Genomic DNA, 15,867 nt, shown 5'->3' on the forward strand with positions numbered 1-15,867 from the left:
ACCGGGTCCGGTCCCCTGCAGTTCGCCGGACGGCTACTGGTCAAACGGGTATCGGTGCTACATCTCGCTGGCCAAGCCACAGCCGCCGGCCGGCGATCCGAACTGGCAAGGGCACGAGCCTGGCGACGGTGCGGTCTACAACTGCTATCAGCCTCAAACCGGGATCCTGGTCTTGATCTGGTCGCCAGATCCGCCGCCGAACTCCGGCCAAGGGCCGACGCCTCGCGACGTGGCGCAGCTCGCCATCAAGCAGATGGCCCTGCGGGCGATCGACATCGGCATCACGCCGAGCCCGGGAGCCGACAGCATCGGCATCGTGGGCATGCCCGTTTGGATGTGGGCGGCGAACCCCGACGCTCACACCGTGGGGCCGACGACGGCTTCGGCGACGGCCGGCGGCATCACGGTCAGCGCGACCGCTCGGATCCAGCGGATCACCTGGGACATGGGTGACGGCCACACCGTCATCTGCAACACCGCCGGCACGCCGTACAAGGCGTCGTACGGGAACAAGAAGTCCCCGGACTGCGGGCACGTCTACACAACGTCCAGCTCGTCGAAGCCTGACCAGAAGTTCACGGTCACGGCGACATCGGACTGGGTGATCACGTGGGCAGGCGCAGGACAGACGGGGACCATCCGGCTGAGCGGGCTCACCCGCTCGGTCCAGATCGCAGTTGGGGAAGCGCAGGTGCTCGTGCAGTAACTCGAGCACAAGGAGGGCAGTCAGCGTGCGCAGTACAGCCACCCGAGACGACAGGACACTCGACCAGGAGTCAGGTCCCGCCGCGACTCAACTTGTGCCACCACCGAAGCTCCGGCGTCGCCCGGCCTTGGTCGGCGCCGCACTTGTCGCCATCTGTCTCGGTGCGCTGCTTGCGGCTTGGGCTTGGACCGCGACCACGAACACCGAGGAGGTCCTCGTCGCGCGGCAGACGATCGAGCGCGGCGCGGTCATCCAGTCCGGGGATCTCGCCCGTGTGCGGGTCAGCGTGGACCCGGCGCTCCACCCGGTGCCGGCCAGCCAGATCGACGACATCGTCGGTCAACGGGCCGCGGTAGATGTGGCAGCGGGCGCGATGCTCACTCCGGACTCCTTCACCTCAACCGTGGTTCCGGCGGGCAACAACTCGATCGTCGGCGTCGCGCTGACCCCCGCACAGGTCCCCGGCCTCGACCTCGCGCCCGGCGACCACGTCAGAGTCGTGGTCACCCCCGCACAAGGTGCAGGGCCTCCCGCGGGTGCGCCGCCAGTCAGCGATGCCGAGGTCGCCGGCGTCCATGTCGATGGCGAGACCGGTCAGCTCATCGTCGACCTGCTCGTTCCCCACGCCGACGCCGCCGTCCTGGCCGCTCGCGCGGCGACCGGCAACGTGGCCTTGGTCCTCGACTCGCGGGAGCGTTGATGGCCGTCATCGCCCTCACCTCTGCCTCGGGCTCGCCCGGGGTAACAACAACGGCGATCGGCCTCGCGCTTCACTGGCCCCGGCCGGTGCTGCTGGTCGAGGCCGACCCGACCGGCGCCTCCGGATTGCTGGCCGGCTACTTCCGCGGCACCCGCGAGTACGTGGCCGGGCTGATCGAGCTGGCCTTGACGTCGAGCAGCATCCACGACGGGCTTGCCGAGGTAGCCCAACGGATCGATGGCACGCACGTTTCGTTCGTGGCCGGGACTCGGTCACACACCCAGGCGCCCGCCCTCCGGGACCTGTGGCGCCCGCTCGCCGACGAGCTTGCCGACCTGGAGGCCACCGGCCAGGACGTGATCGTCGATGCGGGACGGCTCGGACTCGTTGGCTCGCCAGAGCCGCTGCTCGCGGACGCCGACCTCACGCTGATCGTCACCCGGATGACCCTTCCGGCTCTCGCCGGGGTCCGCTCGTGGGCCGACTCCGTGCAGCGCGGCACCTTCGACTGGCGGCAGCCCGGAGTGCTGGTCGTCGGCGACGGCCAGCCCTACAGCAGCCGCGAGGTCGCCGGAGTCCTCGGTCTGCCCGTGGTGGCCACGCTCGCCGACGACCCGGAGTCCGCGGCTGTCTTCTCCCGGGGTGCCGCGCCTTGCCAGAAGTTCGAGACCGGGCCGCTCGCCCGTGGGCTACAAGCCGCGATCGCCGCGATCCACTCGACCGTGTCGCACCACCGCGGCCAACTCCTGGAAGGAGCCCGCTCGTGACGAGCGATCGACTCGACCAGGCATCGAACTGGGCATCGGACCTGACCGCCCTGCCGCTGTTCGCCCAGCCGGTGCCGACGAACGGGAATCGGCCTCCCGCCCCAGGGCGGGTGCGGCTGAATGGCGCGAGCCGACACCTGCCTGCGACGCCGTTGGACTGGTCGATAGTCGCCTCGTTGCGGGCTCAGGCATCCGAGCAGCTCAGCCAGGCGGTGGCCGCCGACCGGGCCCGCCTCGACAGGTTCGCGCAGGAAGAGCTCGGTCTCTCGATCGTGATGGACCTGATCGAGGCCGCCATGGCCGAGCGGGTCAACACCGGCAGCGCAGCGTGGTCGCCGGCGGAGCAGGACGCACTCGCCCGGGCGGTCTTCGACGCGCTCTTTCGTCTCGGGCGACTCCAACCCCTGGTCGATGACGACGAGGTGGAGAACATCATCATCTCCGGCCACGACACGGTCCTGCTCGAACTCATCGACGGTTCGTTGGTCGACGGCCCGCCCGTGGCCGACTCCGATGAGGAACTGATCGACTTCCTGGTCTTCCTCGCCTCACGCAGCGAGGTCAACGCTCGCGGCTTCTCCGAGGCACAACCGCGCCTGCATCTTCGTCTCGACGGAGGTGCTCGCCTCGCCGCCGCGGCGTGGGTCACCCCCCGACCGTCGGTCGTGATCCGGCGTCACCGGCTGCTGGAGGTCACCCTGGATGACCTGGTCGACCGGGAGATGCTCACTTCGGTCGCGGCGTCGTTCCTGCGGGCCGCGGTACGGGCTCGCAAGAGCATCGTGGTCGCGGGCTGCCAGGGCGCGGGCAAGACAACCCTGGTCCGGGCGCTGTGCGCAGAGATCGACCCGATGGAGGCGATCGGCACCTTCGAGACCGAGTACGAGCTGCATCTCCACGAGCTGAAACGGCACCGGATCGTCCACGCATGGGAGGCACGCCCCGGCTCCGGCGAGCGAGGGCTGGGTGGTCGCCAGGCCGGCGAGTTCACGCTGGATGAAGCCCTCGTGGACTCCTTCCGATTCAACCTCTCCCGCCAGATCGTCGGCGAGGTTCGCGGCAAAGAGATCTGGGCGATGATCAAGGCAATGGAGTCGGGCACCGGCTCGATCTCCACGACGCACGCTTCCGACGCCGTGGCCGCGGTTCGCAAGCTCGTCACGTGCGCGATGGAAGCCGGGCCGCATGTCACCCACGAGCTCGCCACCAGCAAGCTGGCCGCCACCGTCGACCTGATCGTCCAACTCGACCTGCGCACGACCACCGTCAACGGCGTCTCTCACCGGCGACGGTGGGTCACCGAGATCATCGCTCTGGCCCCGGGCGAGCGGGAGACGGGCTACGCCACGACCCATGTCTTCAGCTCCAGCCCGGACAACACGGCCGGAACGGCGGTTCCGGCGGTCCTTCCCGACGAGTACCGCCAGCTCACGACATACGGCTTCGACCTACCGGGCTACCTCATGGAGCAGGGCGTGCCGTCGTGATCGCCCTCGTCCCAGCGCTGGCCGGCGCGCTGATCGTGGCCGGCATCATCGGCGTGGTCATCGGCCTGCGTCCCACGCCGGTTCGTCCCGCGCCCTCTTCGTCCCGCCGCCCGGGTCGGCTACCGAAGCTCGACCGCACCACCCGAACCCTGCTGCTCGTCGGCTTCGCTGGTGGCGTGGTCGCCTGGCTCCTGACCGGCTGGCTGCTGGCCATCGTCGCAGCGCCGGTCGCCGCGGTCGGGCTACCGAAACTGCTGTCCTCGGGCTCGGCCGCGATCCGGATCGAGCGGCTCGAAGCCATGGAGGAATGGACCCGGTCCCTCTCCGGGGTCCTCACCGTCGGAGTCGGGCTGGAACAGGCGCTGGTGGCCACCCTGCGCTCAGCCCCGACGGCCATTGCTCCCGAGGTGACCCGACTCATGGCTCGACTTCGCGCCCGGTGGGCCACCGAAGATGCGGTGCGCGCGTTCGCCGATGAACTCGACGACTCGACCGGCGACCTGATCGCGGCGAACCTGATCCTCGGGGCTCGCCGGCGCGGAGCAGGGTTGGCCAGCGTCCTTGAAGGCCTCGCAGAATCCGTGGCCGCCGACGTACGGGCACGCCGCCAGGTCGAAGCCGACCGCGCCAAGCCACGGGCAACGGCCCGTTGGGTCACCCTCATCAGCACGGGGGTACTCCTGATCCTGGCCCTGTCGGGCACCTACGTGGCGCCATATAAGAGTCCGTTCGGCCAGGTCGTGCTGGTCGTCCTGCTTGCGGCCTACGTCTCGACGCTTCTGTGGATGAAGCACATGGCGATGGGCCGCAGCCTGCCGCGCTTCTTGGACGCCCGTGCGACAACCGGGGGTGCAGGGTGACCACCGGACTGCAACTCGCGCTCGCCGCAGGCGCGCTCCTGGCGCTTGGCCTGGTCCTCCTGGTGGCCCGGCTGATGCCTGCGGAGCCCGATCTCGCCGATGCGCTGAACCGGCTGACACCCTCCCGGGGGCACGCCGCCGCAGCCGACCCCGGCGCGACCACCGGCAAGGAGCGCATCGGCGTGTGGGCGATGCGGGCGCTCCCGTCCGCGCTGTGGGTGCGGACGCCGAAGCGGGAGCTGGCGCTGTTGCGCATCCCGCTGGCCCGGTTCTACGGCGACAAGATCACCTTCGCCTTCCTCGGGCTCCTGATCCCGCCACTCCTCGCGTTCTTCTTCGACGTGATCGGCCTGGGCTTCCCGATCGGCATACCCGCGATGGCCTCAGTGGGGCTGGCGTGCGTCATGTTCTTCCTGCCGAACTACAACGCGGTCGACGACGCGAGGCGGGCCCGCCTCGAGTTCAGCCGCGCGCTCGGCGCTTACATCGACCTCGTCGCGTTGGAGCGCAACAGCGGCATCGGCGTCCGGCAGGCCATGGAATCGGCGGCCGAGGTCGGCGACTCCTGGGTCTTCACCCGGCTCTCCGAAGAGCTGAGCCGGTCACGTTGGTCGGGGCTGCCGCCCTGGGACGCCCTGCACGCCCTCTCCGAGGAACTGGGGCTTCCCGAGCTCGACGACTTCGCCGACATCATGCGGCTCTCCGGCGAGGAAGGCGCCGCGGTCTACAAGACCCTGCGCGCCCGCTCCGCGGCGATGCGCGCGGCGATGCTCAACGACGAGATAGCCGAGGCCAACGCGATCGGCGAACGGATGACCATCCCCGGGTCGCTCCTGGGCGTGATCTTCATGGCCCTCCTCGTCGCCCCGTCTCTGCTCCGGATGTTCAGCAACACCTGACCTCCGGGACCCGCACACAGGAAGGAACACCGATGAACCCACTGGACCGAATGGCTGGGGCGCTCATCGCGCTCATGCTCGCCTTGGAGACCCGGATCTATCGGCGCGACGAGCGGGGCTCGGTCACCACCGAGCACGTGCTCTGGGCGGTCGCCGTGATCGCCATCGTCGGGATCGTCGTCGCGGCGGTGAAGGCATATGTCGAGCTGCAGGCCGGGAAGATCAAGTAGTCCGCGCACAGGCCGGGACGAGCGCGGCTCGGTGTCCATCGAACTCGTGATCCTGCTCCCTGCACTGTTCGCCGTGATGTTCCTCGGGATGCAGGCGGCGCTGTACTACCACGCCCGAACCGTCGCGATCGCGGCCGCCCAGGAGGGCGCCCGGGCCGCCGGCGGCGAGCAGGGCAAGCAGGTTGACGGCGTGCACGCCGCCACCGCGTTCGTCGACGACGCGGGCGGCGATGACGTGCTGTCCGGTTTGACTACGACAGCAACGCGGACTGCGACGACCGCCACCGTCGTCGTCCAAGGACACAGCCTGAGCGTGATCCCGGGCTGGTCACCGGCGGTCCGGCAGGTCGCGACCGTGGAGGTGGAGAGGCTGACGGAACCGTGATCCGCCTCCGGCGCCATCACAGGGATGAACGCGGTTCGGCCGCCATCGAAGCAGCCGTCGGCGTACCCGCCTTCGTGCTCTTCGTCGGCCTCATCATCTTCGGCGGGCGAACCGCCACAGCCCATCAGTCGGTCGAGTCGGCCGCCGCGGACGCCGCTCGTGCCGCATCCATCGAACGCACCAGCACCTCCGCCCGCGCTGCGGCGATCAGCGCCGCCACGACCAGCCTGTCCAACCAGGGCGTCCCCTGCCTCGACCTCGACGTCGCTGTCGACGCGAATCAGTTCATCAACCGCACCGTCGGCGAAGCCGCGACGGTGTCGGTCCAGGTCCAGTGCCGGATCGACCTGTCCGACCTGTCGGTCCCAGCAGTACCAGGCAGTCGCCTGATCTCGGCAACGATGACGAGCCCGATCGACACGTTCCGGGAGCGCGCATGAACCGGATCTCCGCTGACCGTTGGGCTTCCCGGGACGAGCGCGGGTCGATCTCGCTGTGGATGGTCACCGCGAGCTTCGTGATGATGATGCTCGTCGGCCTCGCAGTCGACCTCGGCGGCCAGGTCCACGCCCAGCAGCGCGCACACGACATCGCCGCTGAAGCCGCCAGGGCCGGCGGCGAGCGGGTGCAGGCGGCGCCCGCCATCGAAGGGCGCTACGTCGGCGTCGATACCGCCGCCGCGCGGATCGCGGCCGAACAGTACCTCGCCTCGGCCGGCGTGACCGGGACCGTGCGCATCACCGGCGGAGACACGATCACGGTGGAAGTCACCGACACCTACACCCCGGACTTCTTGAGCTTCATCGGGATCGGAGACCTGACCGTCACCTCCGATGCCTCCGCCCGCCTCATCCGCAGCCTGGGAGGGACCGAACAATGAGCCCGACAGTGAGTACGACGCGCAACCGTGTCGCCGCACTCGGCGCGAGCCTGCTCATCCTCGCGCTCGTGGTCGGGACGCCAGCGCTGCTCCTCGCGATCGGCGTGACACCGTGGCGCGAGGACCTCGGCGAGCTGAGCACCCTGCTGACCAGCCCCGACGATGGAACCCTCGCGCTGCTGGTCATCGGCGTCGTGGCGTGGGTCGCGTGGGCCGTTGTGGCGGTCTCGCTGGTGGTCGAGATCGCGGCAGCGACCCGCGGCGTCAGCGCGCCGCGCCTGCCGGCTCTCGGGATGCCGCAGCGGCTCGCAGGCCGACTCGTCACGGTCGCCGCCTTGCTCTTCGCCGTTGCCCCGAGCCTGGCGCCCATGTTCACCCCGATGGCCGCTCACGCGGCTGCCGTACCAGAAGCCCCAAGGCACGACCCGGTGCCAGAAGCCGCTCCGATCGCGCCCGTGCAGCAGTCGGCCCCAGCGCCCGCAGCCGTCGACCACCACGCGCAACCAACTGTCGACTACACCGTGCGCCGGGGCGACAGCCTCTGGAAGATCGCCAAGGAGAAGCTGGGCGACGGCACGAGGTACACCGAGATCGTCGCCCTGAACGAAGGTCTGCTCCACGGGCAGCCCAACTTCATCGACCCCGGTCTCGTGCTGCACCTCCCAGGCGACGCCGCACCAACCGAGCGGACGGCGGACGCCGAGGGTCGAGCCGACGCCGAGTACGTCGTCGAGCCGGGCGACTCGCTGTGGGCCATCGCCGAAGAGCAACTCGGCGACCCGACCCACTACCCGGAGATCTTCGAGGCATCCAAGGAGACCCTCCAGCCGGACGGTGCCCACCTCCGCGACCCGAACCTGATCCGACCCGGGTGGAAGCTGACCATCCCCGAGGACAAGCCTGCCGATGCGACCCTCGACCCGCCGGCTGTGCCGTCGCCCGGCGGCAAGCACAGCGGTCCCGCGCCGGACATGACCAAGCCGTCGGGCGATTCACCGAACAGTCCCACCGACATCTATCCGCCCGACCATGACCCAGCACCCTCGACGTCGGACGCCGAGGACGACACGGACACCTCCGTCGGCTGGCTGCTCCCTGGGCTGGCCGGGGCGGGCGCACTGCTGGCCGGGTCGCTCTTGATCACCGTTCGCGCTCACCGGCGCACCCAGCAGCGCTACCGTCGCCCAGGCTTCACCCTCGCCCCGCCGCCACCCCAGGTGCGAGACATCGAGAAGACCGTCACTGCAACCGGGGGCCCAGCTGCCAAGTTCGTCGAGCAGCTCGACAAGCTCCTGCACCACCTCGCGGCCACCACGGATCCGCTGCCCAAACTCGAGTCGATCGAGGTCGGCAAGCACGCCGTCACCCTGCACCTCGCCGAGCCGATCAGCCTGCCCGAGCCGTGGAGCGGATTGGACACGACGTGGACTGCCGACCTCGACTCGCCCGTGGGCGAGGTGGACACGCTCTCGCCGTACCCGCTCCTCGCCAGCGTCGGTCAGGACGACGAAGGCCACCTCTGGTTGCTCGACCTCGAACACCTCGGCGTCGTCAGCCTCACCGGCGACGCCGAGCACGCCGAGGCGCTCGCACGACACCTCGCGGTCGAGCTGACGCTCAACCCATGGTCGGTGATCGCCGAGATCAACACCATCGACCTGGCACCCGAACTGACGCCGCTCGAATCCTGGCGGGTGAGCCAGCACACGGTTGACGACACCGACTTCCTCTCGGACATCCGCAAGCAGACCGAGCCCGCTACCTACTCCACGTACAGCGACCCCGAGCCGTACTACGCGGTGCTCTTGCCAGCGGCGGCGCGAGGCGCCGACGTGACCGCGCTGGTCGACATCGTCCGCCGCCAGAGATCTCGCTCCGGGCTGGGCATCATCACGGTCGGGGAAGCAGAACCTGGTGACGTCGTCCTCGAACTCACTGCAGGTGGCCGCCTGCGGACTCCTCACCTCGGGTTGGACCTCACCGCCGCCGGTCTCACGGCCGATGAAACCGCCGCCTGCGCCGCGATCGTGGACCTCACCTTCGACGCCGAGGCGACCACCCCGATGCCCCGCCACGAAAGGGCCACCGGGTGGAGGGCCCTCGCCGACCAGGCCGGCGCGCTCGTCGACGACCTCACTGAGCAACGCCCAGCAGGTGTAGCCAGTGCGGCCTCACTCCTGCCCGAAGCGCCGCAGCGCTACGAGGCCGTGGCTGCGGCCACCGCCGAAGACGTCGCCACGCTGGCACCAGTAGTACCGGAGACGACCCGCAAGCTTGTCGAGGACGCCGACCCACAGCTCGACGACGACCTGACCGAATGGCGCAACCCGGCCAGCGCCCTGCCGAAGCTGCACTTGCTCGGACCCGTCACCTTGGAGGCCGAAGCGGTGACGGAGCGGCCGGCGTACTTCGCCGAGCTGGCCACCTACCTCGTCCTCCACCCTGCCGGCGTCTCCTCGGCGCAGATCGAGGAAGCCCTCGGCGTCAGCAAGTCCCGGGCACGTACCGACCTTGCGCTCCTGCGCCGCTGGCTCGGCACCGACCCCCGCACCGGTGGCCTCCACCTCCCGACAGCCACGACTTCGCCCGCCCCCGCCAACGGAGGCACAGGCGGTTACCAACTGCACGACGTGCTCGTCGACCTCGACCTCTTCCGCCGGCTCCGCGGCCGCGCCCAGGCCCGGGGGGCTGATGGCATGCCCGACCTGGTCGCCGCACTCGAACTCCTCACTGGGCCCCCGTTCAGCAGCCTGCGCAACCACGGCTGGAGCTGGCTCCTCGACGGCGAACGGCTTCACGAGCTCGCCGCCTACGCGGCCGTCGACGTCGCCCACATCGTCACGACCGACGCCATCTCCCGTGGCGACCTCGCCCGAGCACGATTCGCTGCCGAAACCGGCTGCAAGGCCGCGCCGTACGACGACATCTGCCGCCTCGACCTCGCCAAGGTCGAGGAAGCTAGCGGCCACGCAGACGCAGCCGAGCAGATCGTTGACAAGGACGTCTGCAACCGATCTGACGACCTGCTGCCGCCCATCGACCTCCCCAAACGGACCAACGAGGTCATCAAGAACAACGACTGGGGCGGTCCCAAGAGGCGCAAAGGCGGCCAGACCGGGCGGACCTGAATCCCGCTCCAGCGATGACACCCGGGATGATGACAGGGGCTCGGTCCAACGGATCAGGCTCCGAGTCTTGCGGGCCTGTTGGACTGACTGACGGTGGGACGGCTGCGGGATGACGGCCTCTTTCGAGGATCGCGTGAACTCGCCCGAGATGCGGTACGCCTACCAGTTGGGTACTCGATGCGCATGATCGGCGAGATCGGGGCGCGCTACCGGGCCGCCCAGGACAGCGCCGACCTGATCCCGGCAATGGCGATGCTGGATGCCTTCTATGTGCACCTACGACTCGTGGCCGAGTTCCTGACGCGGCCAACGAACGGTCGCGACTTCGGTCCCATTGACCTCGGCGTCGTCGACTGAGTCGCGCCCAACACACGCGCGGCGAAGCGACTCAGGCAGTACTGGGATCGCGCCAGCAAGTACGTGCACTTCGGCCATCCCCGGGTTCCGGAGAACTTGGAGGAGCTGCAAACGTTCGAGGTAGGCGCGGATGCCTTGAAGTCGATGGCAGGTGACGCCTTCGAGGTACTGAAGGTCTTTGTCGCGCAACTACAGGACGTGGATTACGCGGGACCCGTGCTCACGGTCGAGCGACTCCGCGCGCAGCTCCTGCGGAACGAGTTGGATCGGTCGATAGAACTGCTCCGACACGACTGACAAGCCCAGTCGAACGTGACGCGCGAAAGTACTTGAATTTCCTTCCCGGGCGGGGTTGACCTGCGCAAACGCCGCTCGGCAGGCTCGCCCGTGGCGCCGAGGGCGGGGCGCCCATGGGCGGTGATTGGTGCGAGCAGCGGTGCAGGGTCGTGGCCATGAACGACTCAGCACCGATGAATGTGCCCCCTCCGCGGTGGAGTCCGCGGCTGGCGAAAGCCCTGTCCGGGGTTGCGGATCTCGCGACCGCCTCGGTGTTGCTCGCCCGCCACGACGTCCCGGTGTTCCCGTGCGCGCCCGGCGGGAAGCAACCCCTGACGGCCCATGGCTTCCATGACGCCACGGCCGATGTCGCCGCCGTTCACGAGTGGTGGCGGCGTTGGCCCGACGCCAATCTCGGAGTCCCGACCGGGACAGCCTCGGGGGTGGATGTCGTCGACGTCGACGTCCACACCATGGGAAGTGGGTTCGCCGCGTTCGAGCGGGCCAGGGGTGCTGGCGTCGCCAATGGCTGGGCCTGGCTGGTCCGTACGCCGTCGGGCGGCGTCCACGCCTACTTCCTCCGGCGGACTGCCGAGGTGCAGCGGTCGTGGCAGGTACCGAGTCAGCACGTCGACTTTCGCGGTGATGGCGGGTACATCGTCGCTCCGCCCTCGCGGGTCACCCGGGCCAGCGGGCAGAGTCGCGCGTACGAGCTGATCGCCATCGGCCAACACCAGGGCGGACCCGTTGACTCCCGGCAGCTTCGCGAGTTCCTCGAACCCCCTCGGCCGACCGGACCTCCGGCAGGAATGCCAGCCGTGGGCGCGCGGCCGGACAAGCTCGCCGCCTGGGTGGCGTCCAGGCCGGAAGGCGCGCGCAACCACGGGCTGTTCTGGGCGGCCTGCCGCATGGTCGAGGACGGCCACCCGTTCGATACGACCGCCTCCGTCCTCGGTGAGGCAGCCCAGGCGGCTGGCCTGCCCGAGCGTGAGGCCACGACGACCGTCCGATCGGCGTACCGGATCGCGTGTCGTCTCGGGACGGCACCGGGCCCTACACGACCGGTTGAGGCGGTGTCGCTGTGAACAACAACGAGTTCTACGACCGGCGCGATGACCGGGCGCTGGCGTCCGAGCAGACCCCGCCTCAGCCGCATCCCCAGGAGGCGGTCGCCGCCCTCGCGGTCCACCGTGACCCATCGGTCCCGGACGCTGCCCCCAGCAACGACCCGAAGCCCCAGCGCGGGATCGCCTGGGTCCGACCCACCGACCTGCCAACAGTGCTCGGCTCGAAGTGGGCCGGCCGCGGCATCGACCTGCACTCGGACCTGGTGCGCCGCTCCCGACGGGTCCCGATCACCGCAGCAAGGACCGGGCGTCGGATCAGCCGGTCCGCCATCGCCCGTCCCGAGCCTGCGTCCTCGACTGTGGCCTCGAGAGAGGAGCTGGGGCTGTGACCTCCGCGCCCGAGACGCCGTTGGACTTCAGGACCACCGAGGGTCTCCGGCTGATGTTGGTGCGGCTCCGCTATGCGTCTGACGGCTGGAGCCACGATCCCGATGCATCCGATCTGATGAGCTACGCGATGGAGAAGTACGGCGCGCTCGCCCGCAAGTACGGCTACGAGCCTGTCGAGGCAGCGATCGCCGCGTTCGACGCGATGCACACCCGTGCAGTACGCGTCGCCGAGGATCCGTGGGCCGTGGTCACCCGCGCGGTCGAGCTGACTCTGATCTACGACCATCGCGCCGATGGGCTCCTCTGCTCCAACCAGCAGGCGCGGCGGGAGGTGGATTTCCAACGTCATGACGCCGAACGGTTCAGCGACCGCGAGACTGACCTGGCCGACTTCCATCCTGCTTTCGCGATCCCGGCTCCTCAGGAGTTCCTCGAGTTCGATGACGGGGAGTCGGACGACACCGAGGAGGACGAGGAGCCGACGAACGCATGGTTCGCTGTCGACGACGCCGTGGCCGTGTTCGTCGCGCTGCGATGGCCGGAGGAGGTCGCGCGCCCCGCGATCGAGTACATCTGCACCCGCCTGATGCGGGCAGGCAACCGCGGAACAGCCTTCGAGGCGTTGCGTCGAGACTCTCACGCCCAAGCCATGCTGGACGTCGACCAGCGGGCCTGGCTCGTCTTCCTGCGAGTCATCCTGGGTAACCAGCATCCGGACCGCCGCCTGACCTCGGCGGGCCGCGGAATGCTGCTTCGGCTCGTCATCGGCGACGAACCGCAGACTCTGCTCGCCGACAGGGCGCTCGTCGCCCAGATCGCGAGCATCCGCCACCCGGCTCGGCTCCGGGTCGCGGGAGGTCGCCGTGTCTGAGCATGACGGTCACATCGAACTTGAGCGCAGCGTTGACTCGATCGTCGTCGGCGTACGCCACCGCAAGGACCCCAGCGACGACATCGAGCCGTTGATGGCCTCGATCAAGAAGCTCGGGCTGCTCCAACCGGTAACGATCACCCCGGATGGCGTGCTGGTGTGTGGCGCGCGTCGGCTCGCGGTCGTCAAACGGCTCGGGTGGCGCACCTTGAAGGTATGGGTACGGTCCGGGATCTCCGACGAGCTGAATCGCCTGCTGGCCCAGCAGGACGAAAACGAGCAACGCAAGCCGCTCAACCAGTTGGAGCAGGCAGCACTCTTCCGCGAGTTGCGGAAGCTGATGCACGAGGACGCCCAGCGGCGTCAGCGGGCGTCCAGGTTCGGGCCTGACGGCCGACCGCCGGGATCTGGCGGTCCCGGCGAGTCGCCGGGACCGATGCCGGGGCACGGCGACAGCCGACACCAGGCCGCGATCGCGGTCACCGGCAAGGCGTCGTACCACCTGCTCGAAGAGATCTCCGCCATCGAGCGCATCGCCGCCGATCGCACCCTCCCTGAGACGCTGCGTCGGCTGGCGGACATCGAGCTCGAGGCAATCCAGAACGGTGGCGACGTCCACCCGGCGTACGAACGCATCCGCTCGGCGAAGGCGTTGATCGATGCCGACGACACCCCGATGCCGACCGGCCCGGTCACCGATGAGGAGGTGGAAAGCCTCGCCAACGAAGCAATAGACCTCCTCGGACAGAAGCCAAGCCGGTGCGGAACCCAACGCCGCAAGCCCACGCCCGGCGCATCGGGGCGGACCCTGCGGGCCTTCCTGTTGACCTGGCGTGATCTCGACGGCTGGTCGAGGCACTACAACCCCTCCGACATCGCGGCCCAGCTCAAGCAGTCCGACTGGGAGATGTTCGAGCGAGTGCTCGCCGAGACGATCGCCTTCGCCGACGAGGTTCGCCAACTGCGGACCGCGCCCACAACGGCATCGGCCTGATCGGGTCCGCTGGCATACCTCGCTGTTGTCCCAATTTGCCAGCACAGAGGTGTGCCGATGCTCTACCCGACGACTTCCGAGGTCCTCCGCCGTCGCCGCCTGATCATGGCCGGGGTCGCGGTCGCTCTTCTCCTGATCGCCGTCGTGACCTACGCAGTCGTGGCCCATCGCTCGGCCTCGACTACCTCCCCGCCCAGCGACGATGTCGCCGGCGCAGCAGCACCGAACTCTGGGGCGGGTGAACAACCCGCAAAGCTCGACCCCCTCACACCGACGAGCGACCCGGAGACCTTCGCCCAACAGGTCGCCCGGGCGATCTTCGCCTGGGACACCACGGGCATGGTGAGTCCCGCCGACCACGTCGTGCAGCTCGTCGCGCTCGCGGACCCCACCGGTGAGTCGACCCCTGGCCTGGTGGGAGATCTCGGCAACTACCTGCCGACTGCGGAGGCCTGGACGGTGCTGGCGCAGTACCAAACACAGCAGTGGCTCACGATCACCTCGCTCACCACACCGACCCTGTGGCCCCAGGCAGTAGCTCAAGCCGGCCCCACCGGGCTCCTACCCGGAACGACCGCGTTCACCATCGACGGCGTACGCCACCGCTGGGGAGTCTGGGAGGGCGAGCCCGTCAGCTCGTCGCACGACATCACCTTCACCATCTTCATGGTCTGCGGACCCTCTTACCCGCGATGCCACCTACTCCGGCTGTCGATGCTCGACAAGCCCCTGGACTGACACGGTCCGATGCGCAAGGCGGTCATCGGCTTCGTCCTCGTCGGACTCTTCTTCGGCCCTGCCTCGTGCCTGCTCGGCATCGGAGTCCTGCTGAACCCGGCCGCACAAGCCGCCTGCCTCCCATCGAGCGTGGCCGTCGAGCAGACACCCGACCACCTCACCGTCCGGACGTCCGACGACATCGCGGTGACCCTCGACCAGGCACAGCTGACGCACGCGGCCACGATCGTCAGCGTCGGCGCCGGCACGAACGACGTTGGTCGCGACGGGATCCTCGTCGCCCTGATGGCCGCGCTGACCGAGTCACACCTGCGGATGCTGTCCAACACCAGCGCCTACCCAGACTCGGACAGCTATCCCCACGACGGCAACGGCGGCGACCACGACTCGCTCGGTCTCTTCCAGATGCGACCCAGCACGGGCTGGGGAACCGTCGCCGACCTCATGGACGCCGAGTACCAGGCGGCGGCCTTCTACGGCGGTCCGACCGGCCCCAACGCCGGATCCCCGCGCGGACTGCTCGATATCGACGGCTGGCAGCAGCTCCCCAAGGGTGCCGCTGCCCAGGCGGTGGAGGTCTCGGCCTACCCGGACCGGTACGCCGCCTATCAACCCGTCGCCGAAGCAATCCTCGGCGCGATCGCCACGGGCATGTCAACGAGCTCGTGCGACGATCCGAACGAGGCCGGCGTCCCGCTTCCCGCCGGATTCGCCGGCTCCTTCATCGCGGCCGGGCGCACCCAGCTCGGCAAGCCCTACGTCTGGGGCGGCGGCAGCTACTCCGGACCTTCGGGGATCGGCTCGGATGGCCGGGGTCCCGGCTTCGACTGCTCCGGGCTGGTCCTGTACGCCGCCTACCAGGCGTCCAACGGAAAGTTCCGCCTGCCGCACTACTCCGGCGCCCAGATCACCTTCGGCCACCAGATCGCATGGGACGACAAGCGACCCGGCGACCTCGTCTTCTTCACACGCCCCGGCGCCTCCGCGCCGCACCACGTCGCGATCTACCTCGGCGGCAACAGGATCCTGCAAGCCCCACACACCGGCGACAACGTGCGATTCGGGACCATCGCGGAGTTCGCCGGAGAGGTGTTGACGGTACGTCGCCTCGGTGGATGACGGTGGGCATAAC

19 protein-coding genes are annotated in these 15,867 nt (G+C 69.2%); all 19 read left to right on the top strand.

The window, feature by feature from the left end; all coding sequences use genetic code 11:
* Positions 1-229 precede the first annotated feature (229 nt).
* The 19 genes from EFL26_RS24855 (at position 230) to EFL26_RS23950 (ending at position 15,854) form a co-directional block, all read left to right on the top strand.
* On the top strand, positions 230-706 hold the full coding sequence (locus EFL26_RS24855) for a hypothetical protein (protein ID WP_246000324.1): 477 nt from the start codon (positions 230-232) through the stop codon (positions 704-706).
* Positions 707-800: 94 nt separating this feature from the next.
* Positions 801-1,406, top strand: a complete 606-nt coding sequence (locus tag EFL26_RS22050; protein ID WP_123225064.1) for an SAF domain-containing protein — start codon at positions 801-803, stop codon at positions 1,404-1,406.
* On the top strand, positions 1,406-2,173 hold the full coding sequence (locus tag EFL26_RS22055) for a CpaE/TadZ family protein (RefSeq protein WP_123225065.1): 768 nt from the start codon (positions 1,406-1,408) through the stop codon (positions 2,171-2,173). The genes EFL26_RS22050 and EFL26_RS22055 overlap by 1 nt, the downstream gene beginning before the upstream one ends.
* A 176-nt stretch (positions 2,174-2,349) precedes the next feature.
* A complete protein-coding gene (locus tag EFL26_RS22060) occupies positions 2,350-3,660 on the top strand; it encodes a TadA family conjugal transfer-associated ATPase (protein ID WP_246000325.1) in 1,311 nt (436 codons plus the stop codon).
* Entirely contained in the window at positions 3,657-4,520 is an 864-nt protein-coding gene (locus EFL26_RS22065; RefSeq protein WP_123225067.1) for a type II secretion system F family protein, read from the top strand. The genes EFL26_RS22060 and EFL26_RS22065 overlap by 4 nt, the downstream gene beginning before the upstream one ends.
* Positions 4,517-5,419: a type II secretion system F family protein gene (locus tag EFL26_RS22070; protein ID WP_123225068.1), complete on the top strand. Its 903-nt coding sequence runs from the start codon at positions 4,517-4,519 to the stop codon at positions 5,417-5,419. Before EFL26_RS22065 ends, EFL26_RS22070 begins: the two co-directional genes overlap by 4 nt.
* Before the next feature lie 32 nt (positions 5,420-5,451).
* A complete protein-coding gene (locus EFL26_RS22075; RefSeq protein ID WP_246000326.1) occupies positions 5,452-5,649 on the top strand; it encodes a hypothetical protein in 198 nt (65 codons plus the stop codon).
* A 31-nt stretch (positions 5,650-5,680) separates the two neighbouring features.
* Positions 5,681-6,034: a TadE/TadG family type IV pilus assembly protein gene (locus tag EFL26_RS22080; protein WP_246000327.1), complete on the top strand. Its 354-nt coding sequence runs from the start codon at positions 5,681-5,683 to the stop codon at positions 6,032-6,034.
* Positions 6,031-6,474 (top strand): TadE/TadG family type IV pilus assembly protein, encoded by a 444-nt coding sequence (locus EFL26_RS22085; protein WP_123225071.1) that lies wholly within the window; start codon positions 6,031-6,033, stop codon positions 6,472-6,474. The genes EFL26_RS22080 and EFL26_RS22085 overlap by 4 nt, the downstream gene beginning before the upstream one ends.
* Positions 6,471-6,914: a pilus assembly protein TadG-related protein gene (locus EFL26_RS22090; RefSeq protein ID WP_123225072.1), complete on the top strand. Its 444-nt coding sequence runs from the start codon at positions 6,471-6,473 to the stop codon at positions 6,912-6,914. The genes EFL26_RS22085 and EFL26_RS22090 overlap by 4 nt, the downstream gene beginning before the upstream one ends.
* Positions 6,911-10,042 (top strand): LysM peptidoglycan-binding domain-containing protein, encoded by a 3,132-nt coding sequence (locus EFL26_RS22095; RefSeq protein ID WP_123225073.1) that lies wholly within the window; start codon positions 6,911-6,913, stop codon positions 10,040-10,042. Before EFL26_RS22090 ends, EFL26_RS22095 begins: the two co-directional genes overlap by 4 nt.
* Positions 10,043-10,225: 183 nt before the next feature.
* Positions 10,226-10,399, top strand: a complete 174-nt coding sequence (locus EFL26_RS24410) for a hypothetical protein (protein WP_183408328.1) — start codon at positions 10,226-10,228, stop codon at positions 10,397-10,399.
* A 63-nt stretch (positions 10,400-10,462) separates the two neighbouring features.
* Positions 10,463-10,696: a hypothetical protein gene (locus EFL26_RS22100; protein WP_123225074.1), complete on the top strand. Its 234-nt coding sequence runs from the start codon at positions 10,463-10,465 to the stop codon at positions 10,694-10,696.
* A 155-nt stretch (positions 10,697-10,851) separates the two neighbouring features.
* Positions 10,852-11,760 carry a bifunctional DNA primase/polymerase gene (locus EFL26_RS22105; protein WP_246000328.1) on the top strand — a complete coding sequence of 303 codons (909 nt, stop codon included), beginning with the start codon at positions 10,852-10,854 and terminating at the stop codon, positions 11,758-11,760.
* Entirely contained in the window at positions 11,757-12,131 is a 375-nt protein-coding gene (locus tag EFL26_RS22110; protein ID WP_123225076.1) for a hypothetical protein, read from the top strand. Before EFL26_RS22105 ends, EFL26_RS22110 begins: the two co-directional genes overlap by 4 nt.
* Positions 12,128-13,003 (top strand): hypothetical protein, encoded by an 876-nt coding sequence (locus EFL26_RS22115; RefSeq protein WP_123225077.1) that lies wholly within the window; start codon positions 12,128-12,130, stop codon positions 13,001-13,003. Before EFL26_RS22110 ends, EFL26_RS22115 begins: the two co-directional genes overlap by 4 nt.
* Positions 12,996-13,997, top strand: coding sequence for a ParB/RepB/Spo0J family partition protein (locus EFL26_RS22120; RefSeq protein ID WP_246000329.1), 1,002 nt, complete (start codon positions 12,996-12,998; stop codon positions 13,995-13,997). The genes EFL26_RS22115 and EFL26_RS22120 overlap by 8 nt, the downstream gene beginning before the upstream one ends.
* Before the next feature lie 57 nt (positions 13,998-14,054).
* The gene (locus EFL26_RS22125; protein WP_221177104.1) at positions 14,055-14,735 is read left to right on the top strand and encodes a hypothetical protein; all 681 of its coding nucleotides are present in this window, start codon (positions 14,055-14,057) and stop codon (positions 14,733-14,735) included.
* 9 nt (positions 14,736-14,744) lie between these two features.
* Positions 14,745-15,854 (top strand): C40 family peptidase, encoded by a 1,110-nt coding sequence (locus EFL26_RS23950; protein ID WP_183408329.1) that lies wholly within the window; start codon positions 14,745-14,747, stop codon positions 15,852-15,854.
* Positions 15,855-15,867 lie beyond the last annotated feature (13 nt).

Origin of the sequence: Nocardioides pocheonensis (genome assembly GCF_003725535.1) — a bacterium.
In the GTDB taxonomy this organism is placed as follows: Bacteria; Actinomycetota; Actinomycetes; order Propionibacteriales; family Nocardioidaceae; genus Marmoricola; species Marmoricola pocheonensis.